This is a genomic window from Pseudovibrio flavus (assembly GCF_009711345.1).
Classification (GTDB): domain Bacteria; phylum Pseudomonadota; class Alphaproteobacteria; order Rhizobiales; family Stappiaceae; genus Pseudovibrio; species Pseudovibrio flavus.
In genome coordinates, this window is record NZ_SMMA01000066.1 from 329,540 (window position 1) to 348,646 (window position 19,107).

The window sequence follows — 19,107 nt, forward strand, 5'->3', positions numbered from 1 at the left end:
AGGCGTCAATTTGGCGAAATTAGACTTAAGCAGGGATTGGTCCGCACTAGCCATCTTTTCCGTAGAGTATCTCATCTCGCGTATATATACTTAGTCTCGTTTTCACGGCTTACTCTCCCGAATTTGCCGTAGGGTCCCGAAAACAAACAGCAAATTTTCGCAAGGTCAGGTGATGAATAAAGTTGCAACGCCAAAATTCGGCATCGGTGCCTCTGTTCTTCGTGTGGAAGACGACAGGTTCATCAGTGGTACAGGGCAATATACCGATGATGTGCACAAAGAAGGGGCACTCGTTGGTTTTATGCTTCGCTCTCCTGTCGCGCATGCCCGCTTCACGATGGAAGGCTTGGAAGATGCGCGCGAAGCTGACGGCGTAAAGCTGGTTCTCACAGCTGATGACCTTGAAGGCATCAACAAAATTCCATGCAAAGCACCGGTAAAGCAGATTGACGGGACCGTCTGTCCAGTGCCGGAACGCGAGGTTCTATGTAGCTCCGTGGTCCGCCATGTGGGGGATGCGGTTGCGTTTATCGTTGCCGACACATTGGAAAACGCCAAGGCCGCCTCCGAGATGATTATGGTCGATTACGAAGACCTTCCGGTGACTGTTGGCGTGGAGCATGCCCTAGAAGGGGACGCCTCGGTTATCTGGTCTGACCTTGGAAGCAACAAAGCGTTTGAAATTGGCCGTGGCGACAAGGACAAGACCGAGCAAGCCTTTGCTGCGGCGGCCAAAACCGTGTCGGTTAAATTGGTCAACAATCGTGTGGTGTGCAACTACATGGAGCCGCGTGCCTGCATTGGTGAGTATGACAGCGGGGCAGACCGCTACACCCTAACCGCCGGTACGCAAGGCGGCCACGGCATGCGTGCGATCATCGCCAAAGATATTCTGGGCATCTCCGAGGATCGTCTTCGGGTAATCACGCCGGATGTTGGTGGTGGGTTTGGCACCAAGGCCTTTTGTTACCGCGAGTATCCGCTTGCGCTGGTTGCCGCCAAGCAGCTAGGCGTTCCAGTGCGTTGGGCGGCAGATCGAACTGACCACTTTGTGACAGATGCGCATGGGCGCGATAACGTCTCCTTTGCAGAGCTTGCCCTTGATAGCACCAACAAGATTACCGGCCTGAAGATCAAAGTACTGGCAGATATGGGCGCCTATTTGCACCAGTTTGGCCCTGCTATCCCTGAGGTTGGTATCTCTATGAGTACCGGCCTTTATGATGTTCCGGCTCTGTGGGTTGAGGCGCACGGCGTATACACGAACACTGTACCCGTTGATGCCTACCGAGGCGCAGGGCGGCCTGAGGCGGCTTATCTCATTGAGCGGCTGATGGATAAGGCCGCTCATGAAATGGGTGAAGACCCAGCCGCGTTCCGTCATCGTAATTTTATCGCCAACGATGCTCTGCCTTACAAAACGCCGACTGGGCGAACCTATGACACCGGTGATTTTAGTGCCCATTTGGATAAGGCGCTGGCCGTTGCTGATAGAGATGGTTTTGCCGAACGCGAAAAAGAGAGCAAGGAACGCGGTAAGTATCGCGGCTTGGGCTTTGCCTCCTATGTAGAAGCTTGTGCTTTCCCGACAGGAGAAGAAGCAACGGTGGAACTGAACGAAGATGGCTCTGCAACCCTTTATATTGGCACCCAAAATAACGGTCAGGGGCATGAGACAGCCTATGGTCAGGTGATCGCTGCCCACTTGGGTATCGATGTAAGCCGCGTACATTTGGTGCAAGGTGATACGGACCGCGTTCGCAAGGGGGGAGGAACCGGTGGTTCCCGTTCTATCCCTCTAGGTGTGACCTCTACCAACGCTGCCTCAATCGACCTTGTTAAGCAGATCAAACAGATCGCAGGCGAGGAGTTGGAAGCTGGCATTGACGATCTAGAGCTCGAAGAAGGGCATGTGCGTATTGTTGGAACCGACAGGCAAATGAGCCTTGCACAGGTTGCAGCGAAAGCGCCCAACAAGCTGATGGCTCGTGAGGAAGTATTGCAGCACGAATGTACCTATCCAAATGGTACGCATGTTTGTGAGGTGGAAGTTGATCCGGAAACGGGCACTGTCCATATCTGCAACTTTGTTATCGTTGATGATTTCGGGGTGACGGTGAACCCATTGCTGCTTGAAGGGCAGGTACACGGCGGGGCAGCGCAAGCTATCTCGCAAGCTCTTTGTGAAAGCACGGTCTATGACGAGGATGGGCAGCTGCTCAGCGCCTCGTTCCTCGATTATCATGTGGCCCGTGCGGATAATCTGCCGTCCTTCTCCTTCCAGACTCACAATGTGCCTTCAACGACGAATGCCCTCGGCATCAAGGGGGCAGGTGAGGCTGGAACGATTGGCGCAACGCCAGCGGTTATGAATGCATTGCAAGATGCGCTCTCTCGCCATGCCGGCGTTGAGTGGATTGATATGCCTGCAACGCCTTCCCGCATTTGGGAAGCGATCAGAGCAGCACGGGTCAGCTGAGGCGGCCTCAGGTTTTTTGCAGAGTATTCGGGTTTGCATGACTATTGAAAACACGGGCAGGGCATGCGCGCTAAGTGCATAGCAGCCCCGTGTTTTCTGCATTTGTGGTTTTTTCAAAAAAGCTGCACTAACAACTTCCAGAGGGTCAGATTCGATGCTTGCCAAGGTTTGGCGGTTGTGACTAAAGTCTAGGTTATTAGGCTTACGCGTTTCGCACCTCTTTTCCACCTTTCCATAAACCTGTTGAGCTTGCTGGTTTGCTGGCTGCGCTTCTCCAAGTTTTCTAAGAGCGACACTATGGGACTGTTCAAACCCAACTCTTATCGTCGCCCGCCCGTGCAGAAAATGCCGGAGGGTGCTACCCCTACTGCTGTGGGGGAAGATGCGCGCCCGCTTCTGGGTATTTTCTTCAAGATCGTCTCCACCTTCAGTTTCTTTTTGATGGTGACGGCGCTGAAATGGGTTTCCGATGATGTTCCGGTTACCCAGTCTGTATTCTCGCGCAACTTCTTCGGCCTTTTTCCCATCTTCATCATGATGGGTTACAACGGCATGCTGATTCAGGGGTGGAAGACAAAGCGCCCGGGAACCCACTTTACCCGCGCCATCATCGGTGTTGCCGGTATGGCTTGTGGTTTCGTCGGCTTTACGTTGATCCCGCTGCCTGATGCTACAGCTATCGGCTTTTCCGGTCCTTTGATCGTGGTTGTTTTGGCTGCTGTGCTGCTTAAAGAAACCGTTCGTATCTATCGCTGGAGCGCGGTTCTTGTTGGTTTTGTTGGCGTTATCATTACCGTTCTTCCGCACTTGGGGCAGGGTGGTGGCAGCTTTGGCTCCAACATCGGCGCGATGTTCTCGTTCATGGGCGCGTTCTTCGGCGCTTTTGCCATGATCACCGTTCGAAAGCTGTGTGAGACAGAACGTACCGCAACCATCGTTCTTTGGTTTACGTTCTCATCCAGCGTGCTCTCCGCGCTGACCTATCCGCTGGGTTGGTTCTATCCGGAAATGGCTTGGGTCATGCCGAATATGCATGATGCGCTGTGCTTGATTGGCGTTGGTATCTTTGGCGGTATTGGCCAGATCTTCCTGACCCAGAGCTATCGCTATGCAGATGCTTCTACTATTGCCCCGTTTGATTACATGAACATGGTTTGGGCGATCTTGTTTGGCTACATGCTGTTTGCAGAAGTGCCGACCAATGAGGTTCTGATCGGTTCTTGTATTGTTATCGCAGCCGGTGTGTTTGTTATCTGGCGCGAACGTCAACTGGGTTACGACCGCACAAGAGCGCGGCGTGCTTCCACGCCATCCAAATTCTAATTCTAGAAAACAAAAAGGGCAGCGAAAGCTGCCCTTTTTCGTTCTGCTCCAAGAGCTTTAAAATGCGCGGAATGTGATGATTGTACGCGTATCCTGAATGCCGTCGAACTGCTGGATTTTTTCGCTAACGAAGCGGCCGATGTCTTCGCCTTCATCCAGATAGATTTTCACCATCAGGTCCATATCACCGGATGTGGAATAGATTTCCGAAGCAAGTTCGGCATCTGCAATGGCGTTTGCCACGTCGTAGGTTCTACCCAGCTGGCATTTAATCATTACGTAAAACGGTGTCATAAAACTATTCCCTGCCGCAATGCGCGGTATGTGTTCGGTTTGCCGTAGTGTGCCCAGAATTTGACAGAGGGTGCAAGGGCGGTCGCTTACCTGCCAACGGATTTCCCAGTCCATAGCTTTATTGGGGTAACCACTTGCAATGTTCTCAGTCGTTTGCTAGCAATTTGGCATCTCATGGGGGTGCCCAAGTTGGGCTGAGAGGCAAACGTGCCAACTCCTTGAACCTGATCCGGATCGTGCCGGCGGAGGGAATTGGGATGATGACAATGCCATATTCTTGTCTTCCTGCATTTACGTGCGGAGGACAAACACCTTGAATACATATTCTGCGCGGGACCTGTGGTCCGTTCGCCTCGCTATGCAGGAAAGAACGGTACGGGTGCACTGCCTTACCAATCTTGTAGCGCAATCTTTTACTGCCAACACCTTGCTGGCATGCCGCGCTGTTCCATCCATGACCATATCACCTGAAGAGGTGGCTGATTTTACTGCGTCCAGCGGAGCGCTGCTCGTTAACTTGGGTACGCTTGATGCTGCTCGTAAAGGCGCAATGCTAACAGCCGTTTCCACGGCCAAAGCCAACGGCGTGCCTTGGGTGATCGATCCTGTTCTGGTGGAGCGCTCTCCAACACGCTGCCAGTTTGCTCATGAACTGCTGCGATATGGGCCCGACGCTGTTCGTTGTAATAAGCCGGAGCTGGATGCGCTTGCACTAGAACGCCACAGCGAGCATGCAGACAAAACCGTGGTTGCTTGTACGGGTGCTATAGATCGCATTTCGTTCGGCGCTCAGCCAGTGATCGAGCTTTCCAACGGGCATCCATTTATGGCGCAGGTAACAGCCATGGGCTGTGCTCTTGGTGCAGTAATGGCAGCAAGCGTTGCCCTTGTTGAAGACCGCAGGCTGGCAGTTGCTGGTGCGCTCGCCTTCTTTTCCGTCGCCGGTGAACTGGCAGGGCGTCAATGCTCTGGTCCGGGCAGCTTTCCGGCCGCGTTTCTAGATCAGCTTTATTCAATCAGCTTCGAGGATTTTTCCGCCTGTCTTAACTACAGGCAGGTTTCAAATCCCCAATGCGAAGAGGGATAGTTATGACCGCGATTTCTGTAACGATTGCAGGTTCTGATTCCGGCGGCGGTGCCGGTATTCAGGCAGACCTCAAAACGTTTTCTGCTCTTGGTGTTTACGGTGCCAGCGTGCTCACCGCACTAACGGCGCAGAACACCAAAGGGGTGAGCGCAATTCATGATGTGCCGCCGAGCTTTGTTACCGATCAGATGGAGGCCGTTTTTACCGATCTTCGCGTTGATAGTGTGAAAATCGGCATGCTGTCTCAGCCGGATATTATCGATGCGGTTGCCGATGGGCTGGAGCGTTTTCACAAAGGGCCGGTGGTTCTTGATCCTGTGATGGTGGCAACCTCAGGCGATGCTCTGCTGCAAAGCTCCGCAATTGAAACGCTGAAAAAGCGCCTCTTTCCGCTGGCAACTCTTATAACGCCGAACATGGCTGAAGCAGCGTTCCTGCTTGGCGGTGAAATGGCGAAAAGCAAAGACGATATGCGCGAGCAGGCACACGAGCTGTTGGGGCAAGGCGTGCGCGGCGTATTGCTGAAGGGCGGCCATGGTGACGGTGATCTTGCTGAAGATCTCTATTTGGATCGCAACGGTTTGGAAAAGTGGCTGGTTAGTCCGCGCCACGAAACACGCAACACCCACGGCACCGGCTGTTCGTTGTCTTCCGCTATCGCAGCGGGATTGGCGAAAGGCTTGCCGCTGGATGAAGCACTTGATGAAGCAAAAGAATTTATTAGCGGGGCGATTGCTGCAGCCGACACCTTAAAGATTGGCGGCGGCAACGGACCTGTACATCACTTTTATCGCTCATGGGAGGACGGGGCACAATGAGTAATTCTGGAAATATTAGCCGTAGACACGCACTGAAACTGGCTGGCGCAGGGCTGGCCGGAACGGCTGCCCTTGCTACACCTGCAATCGCTTCGGATGCTTCCAAGGTCATTCGTTGGAAGATGGTTACCTCATGGCCGAAGAACCTGCCGGGTCCGGGTGTTTCAGCGCAGCGTATCTGTGACCGTATCAAGACTATGAGTAACGGACGCTTGGAGGTTGATCTGTACTCCGCTGGCGAACTTGTTCCGGCGTTTGAAGTGTTTGATGCTGTCGCTGGCGGCGCTGCGCAGATGGGCCACTCCGCAGCCTTTTACTGGCAGGGTAAGGTTCCAGCCTCGGTGTTCTTCACTACCGTGCCTTACGGTTTGACACCGAACGAGCACTCTACTTGGATCGAGTTCGGTGGCGGGCAGGAGCTCTGGGACGAGCTTTACGCTCCTTTCAACCTCAAGCCATTTATGGGCGGCAACACTGCAGGCACAATGGCTGGCTGGTTTAAAGATCCGGTCACAAAGCTCGACGACCTTCAGGGGCTGAAAATCCGCATTCAGGGTCTGGGCGGTGAGATTATGCGCCGCGCGGGTGCAACGCCTGTCACTATGCCGACCTCTGAAATGTATTCTGCGATGCAGTCAGGTGTTGTTGATGCTATCGAATTCCTAGGCCCTGCAAGTGACGGTGCCTTGGGACTTCAAAAGATTGCCAAACATTACTATGGTCCGGGCGCGAACAAGCCAAATGGTACCGGTGAAGCTACAGTCAATCTGGAAGAGTACAACGCGCTGCCTGCTGATCTGCAGATGATCGTTGCTGAAGCTTGCCGCTCCGAGCATGCGCAGGCCCTGGCGGAAGCTACATGGCATAACGCCGTGGCGCTGGCAAACCTGCAAAGCAAGTATGACGTTCAGGTACTGGGCTTCCCTGCCGATGTAACAGCTGAACTAAAGCGTCTATCCGCTGTGGTGATGGATGAGTTCGTTGAGGAGCATGAGGGAACTCAAAAGGTCTTTGAGAGCTATAACAAAGCTAAGGGAACGGTGTCTCAGTGGAGCGACTTGTCCATTCGTGACTACCTGATTGCCCGTGATAGCTAAGCGCTAAAAGTAATCGAGACGTAGAAGGTCGCCAATTCGGCGGCCTTTTTTATTGGTTTTCTTTGTCTATTTTAGAAGTATTCAATTAATCTGTGGAGTACTATTGTTGTCTGTGGTGGTCATTCAGTAAGTTTATATGGCGCAACTATACACTTTTTGACGATTATAAATCGATATATTCACAAAATATAACTGGCATAAATTTCGTCCGTGTAGGGTGTTGTTGCTACTGCTGTTCCAATTAACCTTAGGTTCGTCCTTTTATTTTTCCGATGCTAGATTCACCAGTGGGTGTATTTGCACTCGCGCTCCATGCGGCGGGTGAGCGGTTCGGGAGACCTTTGATGGGAAGGACAAATGCAACCCTTGCGGTATTGATGGCCAGTGCGGCAGGGTTTTCTATGGTGAACGAGGCCAATTCTGGCGCATTTGCTTTGCGCGAGCAGTCTGCGGTCTTTCAGGGCACATCTTTTGCCGGATATGGAACGGTTGTCGATAGCTTGTCTTCGATGTTCTGGAACCCTGCAACGGTAGTCGGGCACGAAGGGATACAGGGCGAGTCCGTAAACAGCTTCATCATTCCTCGCGGTGATATCAGTACAGACTCTGCCATTTTGGATGTGCAGGTTGGAGCTATTCCTGCTGGTACGCCGCTCTCGTCTGTTCCTGGCGGGTCTGCTGGCGAAGCGGGGGATGTGGGGCAAAGCGCTTGGCTTCCCGCGACCTACGGCAGCTATCAGGTCAATGACCAGTTTTATCTGGGCCTTGCGACGAACTCTCCATTTGGGCTTGCGACAAAGCCTGAGATTAATTGGGCAGGCCAGATCTACGCACGCTCTTCCAAAGCGCTATCGGTCAACGTCACGCCGATTGTCGGGGTGAAGGTGAATGAATACGTCTCGCTTGGGTTGGGTATGCAGTTCCAATATCTGCAAGTTCGGTTGAAGAGCGCGTTTCCATCAGCCCAGCAAACACCTGGTGGCTTGCTTGGTGTGTTCCAGACATCGCCTACAGCCGAGTTGAAGGGTGAGGATCACGATCTTGGTCTAGGGGCGACGCTTGGTATCTTGCTTACCCCAAGGCCGGGTACACAGATCGGTATCGGTTATCGCTCTCCTATCAAGCACGACCTTGAAGGTGAGTTGATCATTCCAACTCTATCGGTCAATGGCATCACCGTTCCCGGATCTCAGATCGACATCAATGCCGATGTGATTTTGCCTGAGCAGATCAACTTCTCGTTCCAGCAGGAAATCACGCCTGAAGCCCGAATTATGGGTACTTTCGAGTGGACGAACTGGTCGCGATTTGGCTCGTTCAATGTGTTTAACGAAGCTGGTGTGGTCGTTCAGACGCTCAAGTTCAACTACAACGATGGCTACTTCGTTTCAGTTGGCGGCGAGTATGACTTTTACGAGAACTGGACAGGCCGCGTTGGCGTTGGATACGAATGGTCGCCTGTTGATGAGGCTATTCGTTCTGCTCGTGTGCCGGATACGGACCGTGTTTGGCTTAGCGCGGGCCTAAGCTATGTCTTTAACGACATGTTCGAGTTTGATTTGGGATACAGCCACCTGTTTGCCTTGAGTGATGACATTAACATCGTGCCCGGCCATCAGGATTATGAGGGTGTATCTTTCCGCGGTGATGTGGACGCTGCGGTGGACATCGTCTCCGCAGCTGTCCGTTATAAATTCTAGCGGGTCTTAGAACGCACTCGGGTACAGACCGCCATCCAGCAGCAGGTTCTGGCCGGTGATGTAGCTAGCGTACTGAGAGCATAGGAAAGCAGCAGCTTGACCAAATTCTTCTGGCGTGCCCAAGCGGTGGGCCGGAATCTCTTGTGCAGCGGCTACTTTGCACTCTTCGATAGACTGGCCGGTTTCTTCAGACTGGCGCTCGAAAAGGCCCTTGAGGCGGTCAGTGTCGAACTTGCCCGGAAGTACGTTATTGATGGTAACGTTCCGGTCTGCGTACTGGCGTGCAACACCTGCTAGGAATGCAGTTAGGCCAGCGCGTGCACCGCTGGAAAGGTCCAGACCCTGCAAAGGCATGACGACCGACATGGATGTGATGTTCACAATGCGGCCAAAACCGCGATCTGCCATGCCGTCGATTGTTTTCTGGATAAGCTCAATAGGAGTAACGAAGTTCTGGGTAACGCCGGCCAGCATCGCTTCGCGGTCCAGTTCGCGGAAGTCTTTGCGTGGTGGGCCGCCGTTGTTGTTTACCAGAATGTCCGGCTCAGGGCAGGCTGCCAGAATGTCGTCCTGTCCTTTTGCGGTAGAAACGTCAGCTGCGATTGCCTGAACCGAAACGCCATAGGTGGAGCGAAGCTGCTCTGCAATCGTTGCCAGATAAGCACCGTCACGGCCGTTGATGACCAGATCGCAGCCCGCCTCAGCAAGAGCTTTTGCAGTGCCAAGGCCAAGACCCCGGCTGGAAGCGCAAACGATGGCTTTGCGGCCTTTGATACCCAGATCCATTTTTCCTCTTTAGGTTTGTTTCCTGAAACTCGCTCTAGTTTTGCCATGACTGAGAGTGAAGAACAATCGAAGAAACCTGCAAGTGTAAAGAGTTAGCTACAATCCTGCCCTTCGATAGGGGATTTTGGGGACGTGTTGCTTCCTAAGTATGTCAGTCCGTTCGGGTAGTTTATGGCGCTTTACTCGTGCCTACTAAAAACCACTGTCATATTGGTTTTATCGGAATCGCTTCTAACCAAAGTATCTCTTCTAAGCAGCGGAGTGCTTTTGATGGCAACAGACAAACAGGTAAGGCGGCATAAAAGCCTTTTTATATCTGATGTTCATTTGGGAACGCGGGGCTGTAAAGCTGAGGCGCTTCTTGAGTTTCTCGATCATCATGACGGCGAGGTTATTTACCTCGTTGGTGACATTGTTGATGGCTGGCGGCTGCGCCGTCGGTGGTATTGGCCAGCAGCGCACGCCAAGGTCATTACGCGGATAAGACAGCTGGCAGCCGAGGGGCGCAGGGTGGTCTATATTCCCGGTAATCACGATGATTTTCTGCGCGGTTTTTATGGCGTGCACCTTGAAGGCATTGAGGTTGCCGAGCAGGCCATTCATGAAACGGTTACGGGCAAGCGGTATCTTGTTACCCATGGTGATCAATTCGACGTGGTGGTGATGAACGCCCGTTGGCTGGCCCTAGTGGGAGATGTTGCCTATACTACGGCTCTAGGCTTGAACACCTTCATTAACCGCTTTGGCAGTGCCTTGGGTCTGCCGTACTGGTCCTTGTCTTCTTGGTGTAAACTCAAGGTCAAGAAAGCGGTAAACTTCATCGGCCGGTTTGAGGAAGCCCTTGTGGGGCTTGCCAGAGCCGATGGTTTGGACGGCGTGATCTGCGGCCATATTCACCATGCAGCGCAGCGCCGGTTTGAAGAGGTGCACTACATCAACACCGGAGATTGGGTTGAAAGCTGCACCGCCGTTACTGAAAGTTACGAGGGTACCTTTGAGGTAATCCGATGGGTCGAGCAGCAAACGAAGGCTCGCACCAGCAGGGTGCAAGAGCAGGCAAGCGGCGAGGCGGTTACAGCATGAGTTCCATTCTTGTTGTAACAGACGCTTGGCATCCGCAGGTCAATGGCGTGGTGCGCTCGCTCAAGCAGCTTTCCAACGCGCTCAAGCAGCAGGATGTCACGCTCAAGTTTCTAACGCCGCTTGAGTTTCGCAACATGTCCATGCCCACCTATCCTGAGATCCAGCTTAGCATTGCTGTACCTCATGATATTCGCCGCTTTATTGAAGCTGCCAATTGCGAGCACCTTCACATTGCCACTGAGGGGCCTTTAGGCTGGATGGCAAGGTCCGCCGCGTTACGGGAGGGGCGCGTTTTTACAACGAGTTACCATACTCGTTTTCCTGAGTATGTGCGGGCGCGCGCGCCAATTCCAACCAACTGGTGTTATTCGCTCATGAAGTGGTTTCACAACAGCGGTGATGGCTGCATGGTCGCTACCAGCTCTTTGGAACAGGAACTGGATGAGCGTGGCTTTGACAACTTGATGCGCTGGTCTCGCGGGGTTGATCACAAGCAGTTCAGGCCAGTTAAGAGTGATGTATTCGCAGGATTGCCAAGGCCGATATTTTTGAATGTTGGGCGTGTAGCAGTTGAAAAGAATGTCGAGGCGTTTCTCGATCTTGAGTTGCCCGGTTCCAAGGTGGTTGTCGGAGACGGGCCTCAGCTTGAAGCGTTGAAGGAAGCCTATCCCCATGTAGTCTTTACAGGGCCAAAAAGCGGAGAAGCGCTGACCCAAGCGTATGCGGCAGCAGATGTTTTCGTGTTTCCCAGCTTAACGGATACCTTCGGTAATGTATTGCTGGAGGCGCTTGCTTGCGGAACGCCTATCGCAGCTTTTCCCGTTACTGGGCCGCTGGATATAGTGGGCGAGACAAGGGCGGGGGTTCTTTCCCAAAACCTCGAAGAAGCAGCACTAAAAGCTCTTAGCATCCCGCCTGACCATTGCCGTGAAATGGCACAGCGCTTTAGCTGGGAGGCGAGTGCGGAACAGTTTATGAGCAACGTTCACGCTGCCTACAACATTGGTTGTAACCCGACAGATAAGCATCTTGCTGATGGCGGCGGTCGCTTGACGATCAACTAGGTGGGCTTTACGGTCGCTTCGTTTTTGTAGGTGGGGCGAGGATGAAATGAGCAAGTACACTCCAGTTGATCTGACTTTTTCCGAAATTATTGCAGCGAGTAAGCGCATAGAAAAGCGTGCCTTCAAAACGCCTCTTCTGCGCAATGACAAGCTGGATCAATTGGTGGGTGGCCGCGTTTTCATAAAGCCGGAGTGCTTGCAGCAAACAGGTTCCTTTAAGTTTCGCGGAGCGTTTAACAGGCTACAGCTGATCCCAGAGGCTGATCGGGCCAAGGGCGTAGTTGCTTGTTCTTCCGGCAATCATGCTCAAGGCATTGCCTATTCCGCCAGCCTACTTGGCATGCCTGCAACTATTGTGATGCCGCAGGACGCACCAAAGATCAAAGTGGAGCGTACACGTGCTTTCGGGGCGGATGTTGTTCTTTATGATCGTGCAAATGAAGACAGAGACGCGATTGCAGAGGAGCTCTGCTCAAAGACCGGCGCAACCTTTGTTCATCCGTTCAATGATACCGGCGTTATCGTAGGGCAGGGAACTGTTGGGCTAGAGGTTTGGGAACAAACCCGCGCTCTTGGCGTTACCCCTGATCTACTCGTTTCTTGTACCGGTGGCGGCGGTTTAACCTCAGGCATTGCCCTTGCTCTCGAAACGCTCCTGCCTGAGTGCGGGGTCTACACGGCAGAGCCGGAAGGCTTTGATGATTACGCGCGTTCATTAGCGGCGGATAGAATTTTGGAGAACGAGCGTAAGGCAGGGTCTATCTGCGATGCTGTTCTTACGCCAGCTCCGGGTGAAAACGGTTTTTCCGTTATGCGTAGACGTGCTGCGGGTAGCGCTGTTGTAACGGATCAGCAAGCGCTGGAAGCTGTTGCTTTCGCGATATCAGAGCTGAAACTGGTGGTGGAGCCGGGCGGCGCAGTCGCTCTTGCAAGCTTGTTAAGCGGCAAGATTGATGTGCGCGGCAAGACCGCTGTCATCATATTGTCCGGCGGTAATATTGACCCCGAACTTATTGCCAAGGCGCTCGTTTAGAGCGCCTTTGGTCGTTCATACTTAGTGGGCTGGTTGGCGGATGCTATCCAGCGGGATCGGTGCGCCAGACATTTCCAGATCGCTGGCCGTACCGGTTCCTTCAAAAAGCGCGTCGATGTCTGCCTGATCTACGCCTTCACCATCCAGCTGTGGCCCGTTTAACAAATGGGCATCAGGGCGTTTATCCCGTGGCTCTTCAGGGGCTTCTTCTTCCAGAAGACCTTCCACGCTGCCAGCCTCTTCCCAGATCGTAACCATCTTGTCGATGCGCTCTTCAAGGTACTGCAGAACGCTAACAACCTTCTGAATGCGCTGTCCGGTAAGGTCCTGAAACGAACATGCCATGAAGATTTCCATAGACTGGTCTTCAATGGCTGCAGCAGGTCCGTCAGCAACGCCAGCCGAGCGGATGACATCTGCCTTTTCCTGAATGACCTCAGTCGCTGCCAAAATGCCTTGGGTCGCTTTTTCAGTGGAAGATACGATTGCATCCAGTTCGTTGGAGGCGGCAATAAAGCGGTTGGCATCATCACCGTTTCCAGTCATGCGGGTTATCTCGCGCTTGGTGCGCTCGATAGCCTCCTGCATGTCGAAGATGCCATTGCGAATACTGTCGAATTTCGTCGGAGCAGGGGTGCCGAGAATGGCAGTTTCGAGGCGCTGCACACTAGAAAGGAGCGCCAAGGTTTCCTTACTGCGGTTACGGATTAGATAGTCTGCCAAAAAGGCGCGTCCGCGTTCAGACTCCAAAAGGGTTTTTTCAATGGCGAAGAATTCGTCGTCCTCGAGAAGGAAACCCTTTCCCCCCGTAAAAGCTGAAGTCATAATTTTTCTCGCTCTACCCTGAAGTCAAATTCATGTCGGTCGCTTGGCAACACTTATTTTGTAAGTGTTAATAGGTATCTCGAAAAATGGTTTACAAAGGTTAAAGGCCTCCACGGACAATGAAGGATGTGGTAGGGAAAATTCCCGATCTGCACGGCTCGGCGAGAATCACGTGAGCACTTCATGGCCAATCCCTTGAGTAAAATAGAGTTAAATTGGACCAGCATTGGCGTTAGCCTGCTGTTTGCAGGGTACTTTTTGGGTTTTGGGCTGTTTTTGCCGTACTTTCCTTTGTATCTGGAAGCGCTGTCGTTCTCGCCAGTTGAAATTGCCCTGTTTGTATCGCTTCCCAATATCATCAAGATTGTTGCTACACCGGTTACAACAAGCCTTTCTGATAGGGCGGGAAGGCGGCGGCATTCGCTGGCGTTTTATGGCGTCATTTGCGCGCTTTGCTTTTTCTCGCTTGTTGTCCTTGATGGTTACTGGTCCATTTTTGCAGTGGTGGTTATCGTATCCATCTGCCACGCACCCATGCAGCCACTGGCCGACGCCTATGCCTTCGAAGCGGTGAAAGTTTACGGAAGCGACTATGGCTTCATGCGCTCTTGGGGCTCAGTCGCCTTTATCGTCGCTACGTTGTTTGGTGGCTGGTATCTCTCTGTTTTCTCTCCTATTTCTCTTCAAGCGTTTACTGCGCTGGGGTTCTTGGTTGCAGCTCTTGTGGCGTTGAAATTGCCGGGTATGCCCTCGGAAAAAAAGGAGCATAACCAGCAAGCACCGTGGCGCGCGCCGGCCCTGCGCAACTGGCCCATTCATGGATTTCTGCTGGCGGTCGGTTTGTTGCTTGGTAGCCTTGCCGCGCTTTACAGCTTTGGCAGCATCTACTGGCTGGCGAACGGGCTTTCAGATGGCACTGTCGGTATTCTTTGGTCCGTCGGTGTTGTTGCCGAAATTCTCGTCTTCATGAAAGGCCGCGTGCTGCTGGAGCGGATGGGACCACTGATGCTCGTCATGGTTGGCGGTGCTTCTGCTGTCCTGCGCTGGATGCTGTTCCCTCATGCAACGGATGTGACGCTGGCTGTTATCGTCCAGCTTCTTCATGGAGCGAACTTCGGCATGGTGCATCTTGGCATGACGTCATATCTGGCAGAGGTTGTTGAGGGTAAGTACCTCGGCACAGTTCAAGGGGCTGCGCAAACCTATATCGGTCTTATTCTCGGCGTTGCTGCTATCGGAACGGGCTGGCTTTACACCTACGATCCGGCAGTGACGTTCTACGCCATGGCGGTGATGTCGGTTGTGGGTATGGCTTTGCTGGCTTTGATCTGGAAACCACTACAGTTGGTGCCTCGCGCTGCCTGAGCACGCCCGTATTCTAGACAATAAAAAACGGCGAGTAGGATGATCCTCTCGCCGTTTTGTTTGTTTTTGTGTTGGTCTGCGCTCAGCCCCAAAGAGCGGGAGGCGGCGGCATCATGATGCTGCCGTCAAAAGTAAAGCCGGGATCACGGTCTTTGGAGAGCAGCAAAGGTCCATCCAGATCCACAAAGGTTGCTTCCTGAGCAACGTGGAAGGCTGGTGCCATTCCCAAAGATGTGCCGAGCATACAGCCGACCATGACTACGAAGTCCATTTCTTTTGCCTTGCGGGCAAGGATCATGGCTTCGGTCAGACCACCTGTTTTATCCATCTTGATGTTAACCGCAGAGTAGCGGCCACGCAGATGCTCAAGGTCTTTGGAGGTGTGAAGGCTCTCATCCGCGCAAATCGGGATGAGATGTTCCACGTCGCCCAAAATGGCATCGTTGTCTGCTGGCAGAGGTTGCTCAACAAGGCCGACGCCTGCTTCAAAGCACGCACGCATGTTGGCTTCAAGGTTTGCCTCTGTCCAAGCCTCGTTCGCGTCTACGATAAGGCGTGAGTTAGGCGCTACTGCACGAACGGCGGTGATACGATCAACATCGCCATCGCCTGCAAGCTTAACCTTGAGGAGCGGACGGTGCGCAGCTTTGGCTGCATCAGCTGCCATTTTCTCAGGCGTACCGACAGAGATGGTGAAGGCGGTCGTCACGGATTTCAGCGGCGCAATGCCCAAAAGCTGCGCAACGGTGGTGCCTTGCTTCTTGGCGGTAAAGTCCCACAGCGCACTATCAAGGGCGCAGCGGGCAGCACCTGCTGGCATTAGCTGCTGTAGTGCTTGAGGTGTCAGGCCACCGGAGACAGCATTTGCCATCTTCTCGATATCTGCGGCAACGCCTTCAACGCTCTCGCCGTAGCGCGGGTAAGGCACGCATTCACCGCGGCCAACAACATCACCCTCGCTTACGGTTGCAACAACAACCTTTGCGTGGGTGCGAGTACCGCGGGAGATGGTGAAGCCCCCCTCAATGGGGAACTCCTGAGCTTCAACTGTGAGCTTCATGTTAGACGCCGTATACTTCAACAAGCTTGTCTACGATTGGAGCAACACCATAGCGCACCGGATCGGTGGCTGGCAGTTGGTACTCTTCGCTAAGGCCTTGGAGGTAAGCGCGTGCTTCGGCGTCTTCCAGAGCTGTTGTGTTGACAGAGATGCCAACGCAACGAATATCAGGATTGGTGAGCTTGCCGTTTGCGATGGTTAGATCAATCACCTGCTGGATCGTTGGCAAAGGTGTTTGAACCCCGCGCATGTTGGTGCGGGTTGGCTCGTGGCAAACAATGAAGGCATCCGGCTGGGAGCCATGCAGAAGGCCAAGAGTTACACCAGCAAAGGAAGGGTGGAACAGGGAACCCTGACCTTCAACCACATGCCAGTGGTTTTCATCGGCGTCTGGTGTCAGCCATTCAGCTGCGCCGGAAATAAAGTCGGCGATCACAGCATCGAGAGAGATACCGCGGCCGGAAATAAATACGCCGGTCTGACCCGTTGGGGCAAAGGTTGCGTTAAAGCCGCGCTCGCGCATGCCTTTGTCCATTGCAAGGGCTGTGTACTTCTTGCCAACGGAACAGTCAGTGCCAACAGCAAGCAGGCGCTTGCCGGAGCGCTTGGAGCCTTTGCCTGTCGCGAACTTCTGGTCGGAGTGGCGCACGTTGATGAGCTTTACGCCGTTACGCTCTGCCGCTTCCTTGATTGCAGGAAACTCTTCCAAACGGCTATGCAGGCCGCTTGCAACGTCCATGCCTGCTTCAACAGCTGCAACAATGGTTTCAACCCAATGGTCCGGCAGCATGCCGCCTGCGTTTACGCAGCCGATGACAAATGTCTTTGCGCCTTTGGCAACGGCATTGTCGATAGAAAGGTCATCAATACCGGCATCAGCGTTGCAGCCCTCAAGGCGCAACTGGCCAACGCACCATTCGGGACGCCAGTCTACGATGCCAAGGCCGGTTTTAGCGGCAAGATTATCTTTAACGTCCCCGAGGAACAAAAGGTATGGCGGTGTAATTTCCATGATTGCAGCCTGAGATATTAGGAAGGAAACCGTAAGGTTGCTGGACCTAACGGCATACAACACTGTATAGGGGAAGGGAGTAAGCTTGAGCAAGGGGCCCAGATTCGACTTATGGATGTAAATGTGCTGCCAAATAGACCAAAGGTGGTTCATTCTGCTGGGGATGATGGCTCGGTAGTAACCCTAAGTGGTGGATGGGTTGTTTCATGGGCTGGCGAATGCGAATCGCTTTTGGGCACTACCCTTGCAAAGCTGAAGGGCCAACCCTTCACTGTGAACCTTGATGGTGTGGAGCGTATGGACACCGCCGGAGCGTGGGTGATCTTTTCGCTTTTGCGCAATCTGGGCGGTGCGTCGGAGCTTGTTCAAGGCGGGCGGGCAGAACAGCGTGAGCTGATCAATACCGTCGCCGACTATAATCGCGAAGAGTATGTGGCCAAGTCTGACAGGATGAGTGTTGCCGATTATCTGGAGCTAACAGGTAAGCGCACCCGTACTGCGTGGCACGACTTTTTGGCAGTGCTGCATATTCTTGGGTCCATGGCCAGTGTGCTGGCAACTGTTCTCATTAATCCGCGCCGCCTGCGGCCCGTTTCCATTGCTGTTCAATTTCAGAAAACGTGTATCGGTGCTGTGCCTATTATCGCGCTGATGAGCTTTCTAATTGGCGGTATTATCGCACAGCAGGGCGGCTTTTATTTGCGCCAGTTCGGCGCGGATATCTTTGTGGTCGATTTGACCGGCATTCTCGTTCTGCGCGAGATCGGGGTTATTTTGACGGCCATTATGGTTGCTGGTCGATCTGGCTCGGCATTTACCGCTGAAATCGGTTCCATGAAGATGCGCGAGGAAATTGATGCGCTCCATGTTATCGGCTTGCGGGTCACGGAAGTTCTTATTCTCCCGCGCCTTATCGCGCTTATGCTGGCATTGCCTGCGCTTGTGTTTATTTCCGATCTTGCGGCACTACTGGGTGCAGGCCTCATTTGCTGGATTTATCTCGATATTCTTCCGGCTGGATTTATCGAGCAGCTCAAAATTGCGATTACACCGGAAACCTTGATGGTGGGCTTGATCAAGGCTCCGTTCATGGCGCTGATTGTGGGCCTTATTGCCTGTGTTGAAGGTATGAAGGTGGAAGGTTCTACCGAAAGCCTTGGCACCCATACGACCATGTCTGTGGTGAAGGCCATTTTCCTCGTCATCCTCGTCGATGGCATTTTTGCAATCTTCTTCGCATCGATCGGGGTCTAGGTAATGGCGCAAAACGACAGCGGAGCAGAGACGAAAGAGGAAAACCTGCTACCCGTCGAAGCGGGGCGTGAAGTCATTTTGCGGGCGCAGGATGTAACCGTCGCCTTTGGCAAAAAGGTGGTGCTGGATCACCTCAACCTCGATGTTTATCGCGGTGAAGTGCTTGGTTTTGTTGGTGGTTCAGGGCAGGGTAAATCGGTCTTGATGCGTACTATCTTGGGCCTCAACCCCAAAAGAAGTGGTGTAATCAAGGTCTTTGGACATGATTTTTCTGCTGTGTCAGATGCTGAGCGGAAGCTGATCGAGCAGCGCTGGGGAGTGTTGTTCCAGCAGGGCGCGCTATTTTCCTCTCTCACTGTAAAGCAGAACGTGCAGCTGCCAATGAAGGAGCATTTGCGCCTTTCGCAAAAGCTGATGGATGAGCTGGCTCTGATGAAGGTGGAGATGGTTGGTTTGCCCCGTGATGCGGCGGACAAGCTACCATCAGAACTTTCCGGCGGTATGATTAAGCGTGCAGCGCTTGCCAGAGCGCTTTCGCTGGACCCTGAGCTGGTGTTTCTGGACGAGCCGACTTCGGGGCTGGACCCTATTGGCGCTGCCGATTTTGATGATCTTATTTTAAAGCTACGCGAGACGCTTGGCTTCACCGTGTACATGGTGACCCACGATCTGGACAGCTTGCACAGCATTTGTGACCGCATTGCCGTTCTTGCGGAAAAACGGGTGCTGGTAGAGGGTACGATTGAGGATATGATGCACTGTGACCACCCTTGGGTAAAAGAATACTTCAGGGGCAAGCGCGCCCTTAACAGGGTTTAAGGAGACAC

17 protein-coding genes and 1 riboswitch are annotated in these 19,107 nt (G+C 53.2%); of the genes, 12 read left to right on the top strand and 5 right to left on the bottom strand.

Features of this window, described 5'->3' with window-relative positions:
* Window positions 1-172: 172 nt before the first annotated feature.
* Window positions 173-2,479: a xanthine dehydrogenase family protein molybdopterin-binding subunit gene (locus tag E1162_RS18445; RefSeq protein ID WP_155134560.1), complete on the top strand. Its 2,307-nt coding sequence runs from the start codon at window positions 173-175 to the stop codon at window positions 2,477-2,479.
* A 297-nt stretch (window positions 2,480-2,776) separates the two neighbouring features.
* Complete coding sequence (locus tag E1162_RS18450) at window positions 2,777-3,802, top strand: DMT family transporter (protein ID WP_257099112.1); 1,026 nt, start codon at window positions 2,777-2,779, stop codon at window positions 3,800-3,802.
* Between the two features lie 57 nt (window positions 3,803-3,859).
* Here the strand turns inward: E1162_RS18450 and E1162_RS18455 are convergent, their stop codons facing one another.
* Window positions 3,860-4,096 (bottom strand): Lrp/AsnC ligand binding domain-containing protein, encoded by a 237-nt coding sequence (locus tag E1162_RS18455; protein WP_155134563.1) that lies wholly within the window; start codon window positions 4,094-4,096, stop codon window positions 3,860-3,862.
* Window positions 4,097-4,262: 166 nt separating this feature from the next.
* Window positions 4,263-4,364: riboswitch (TPP riboswitch) on the top strand.
* 45 nt (window positions 4,365-4,409) lie between these two features.
* On the opposite strand from E1162_RS18455, the gene E1162_RS18460 reads away from it, so the two are divergent.
* The 4 genes from E1162_RS18460 (at window position 4,410) to E1162_RS18475 (ending at window position 8,798) form a co-directional block, all read left to right on the top strand.
* Window positions 4,410-5,183: a hydroxyethylthiazole kinase gene (locus E1162_RS18460; protein WP_257099113.1), complete on the top strand. Its 774-nt coding sequence runs from the start codon at window positions 4,410-4,412 to the stop codon at window positions 5,181-5,183.
* A gap of 2 nt (window positions 5,184-5,185) precedes the next feature.
* Window positions 5,186-6,001: a bifunctional hydroxymethylpyrimidine kinase/phosphomethylpyrimidine kinase gene (gene thiD, locus E1162_RS18465; protein ID WP_155134566.1), complete on the top strand. Its 816-nt coding sequence runs from the start codon at window positions 5,186-5,188 to the stop codon at window positions 5,999-6,001.
* On the top strand, window positions 5,998-7,098 hold the full coding sequence (locus E1162_RS18470) for a TRAP transporter substrate-binding protein (protein WP_155134569.1): 1,101 nt from the start codon (window positions 5,998-6,000) through the stop codon (window positions 7,096-7,098). The genes thiD and E1162_RS18470 overlap by 4 nt, the downstream gene beginning before the upstream one ends.
* A gap of 344 nt (window positions 7,099-7,442) precedes the next feature.
* The gene (locus tag E1162_RS18475) at window positions 7,443-8,798 is read left to right on the top strand and encodes an OmpP1/FadL family transporter (protein WP_155134572.1); all 1,356 of its coding nucleotides are present in this window, start codon (window positions 7,443-7,445) and stop codon (window positions 8,796-8,798) included.
* A 6-nt stretch (window positions 8,799-8,804) separates the two neighbouring features.
* Here the strand turns inward: E1162_RS18475 and E1162_RS18480 are convergent, their stop codons facing one another.
* Window positions 8,805-9,584 carry an SDR family oxidoreductase gene (locus E1162_RS18480; protein ID WP_155134575.1) on the bottom strand — a complete coding sequence of 260 codons (780 nt, stop codon included), beginning with the start codon at window positions 9,582-9,584 and terminating at the stop codon, window positions 8,805-8,807.
* Window positions 9,585-9,854: 270 nt separating this feature from the next.
* Between E1162_RS18480 and E1162_RS18485 the strand changes: the two genes are divergently transcribed.
* The 3 genes from E1162_RS18485 to E1162_RS18495 are packed head-to-tail and all read left to right on the top strand — an operon-like array spanning window position 9,855 to window position 12,764.
* A complete protein-coding gene (locus tag E1162_RS18485) occupies window positions 9,855-10,667 on the top strand; it encodes a UDP-2,3-diacylglucosamine diphosphatase (protein WP_155134578.1) in 813 nt (270 codons plus the stop codon).
* Window positions 10,664-11,731 (top strand): glycosyltransferase family 4 protein, encoded by a 1,068-nt coding sequence (locus tag E1162_RS18490; protein WP_155134581.1) that lies wholly within the window; start codon window positions 10,664-10,666, stop codon window positions 11,729-11,731. The genes E1162_RS18485 and E1162_RS18490 overlap by 4 nt, the downstream gene beginning before the upstream one ends.
* A 46-nt stretch (window positions 11,732-11,777) precedes the next feature.
* Entirely contained in the window at window positions 11,778-12,764 is a 987-nt protein-coding gene (locus E1162_RS18495) for a threonine ammonia-lyase (RefSeq protein ID WP_155134584.1), read from the top strand.
* A gap of 21 nt (window positions 12,765-12,785) precedes the next feature.
* On the opposite strand, the gene E1162_RS18500 is transcribed toward E1162_RS18495, so the two are convergent.
* Window positions 12,786-13,589 (bottom strand): protein phosphatase CheZ, encoded by an 804-nt coding sequence (locus E1162_RS18500; RefSeq protein WP_155134587.1) that lies wholly within the window; start codon window positions 13,587-13,589, stop codon window positions 12,786-12,788.
* A 183-nt stretch (window positions 13,590-13,772) separates the two neighbouring features.
* Between E1162_RS18500 and E1162_RS18505 the strand changes: the two genes are divergently transcribed.
* On the top strand, window positions 13,773-14,954 hold the full coding sequence (locus E1162_RS18505) for an MFS transporter (protein WP_155134590.1): 1,182 nt from the start codon (window positions 13,773-13,775) through the stop codon (window positions 14,952-14,954).
* Between the two features lie 82 nt (window positions 14,955-15,036).
* Here the strand turns inward: E1162_RS18505 and dgcA are convergent, their stop codons facing one another.
* Together dgcA and dgcN are read right to left on the bottom strand one after the other, a co-directional pair.
* Window positions 15,037-16,014, bottom strand: coding sequence for an N-acetyl-D-Glu racemase DgcA (dgcA, locus tag E1162_RS18510; protein WP_155134593.1), 978 nt, complete (start codon window positions 16,012-16,014; stop codon window positions 15,037-15,039).
* Window position 16,015: 1 nt separating this feature from the next.
* Window positions 16,016-17,026: an N-acetyltransferase DgcN gene (gene dgcN / locus E1162_RS18515; RefSeq protein ID WP_155134596.1), complete on the bottom strand. Its 1,011-nt coding sequence runs from the start codon at window positions 17,024-17,026 to the stop codon at window positions 16,016-16,018.
* A gap of 123 nt (window positions 17,027-17,149) precedes the next feature.
* Here dgcN and E1162_RS18520 point away from each other — a divergent pair, with 123 nt between their 5' ends.
* Both E1162_RS18520 and E1162_RS18525 read left to right on the top strand, forming a co-directional pair.
* The gene (locus E1162_RS18520; protein ID WP_371312016.1) at window positions 17,150-18,280 is read left to right on the top strand and encodes an MlaE family ABC transporter permease; all 1,131 of its coding nucleotides are present in this window, start codon (window positions 17,150-17,152) and stop codon (window positions 18,278-18,280) included.
* Between the two features lie 3 nt (window positions 18,281-18,283).
* Window positions 18,284-19,099 (top strand): ABC transporter ATP-binding protein, encoded by an 816-nt coding sequence (locus E1162_RS18525; RefSeq protein WP_155134602.1) that lies wholly within the window; start codon window positions 18,284-18,286, stop codon window positions 19,097-19,099.
* Window positions 19,100-19,107: the final 8 nt, after the last annotated feature.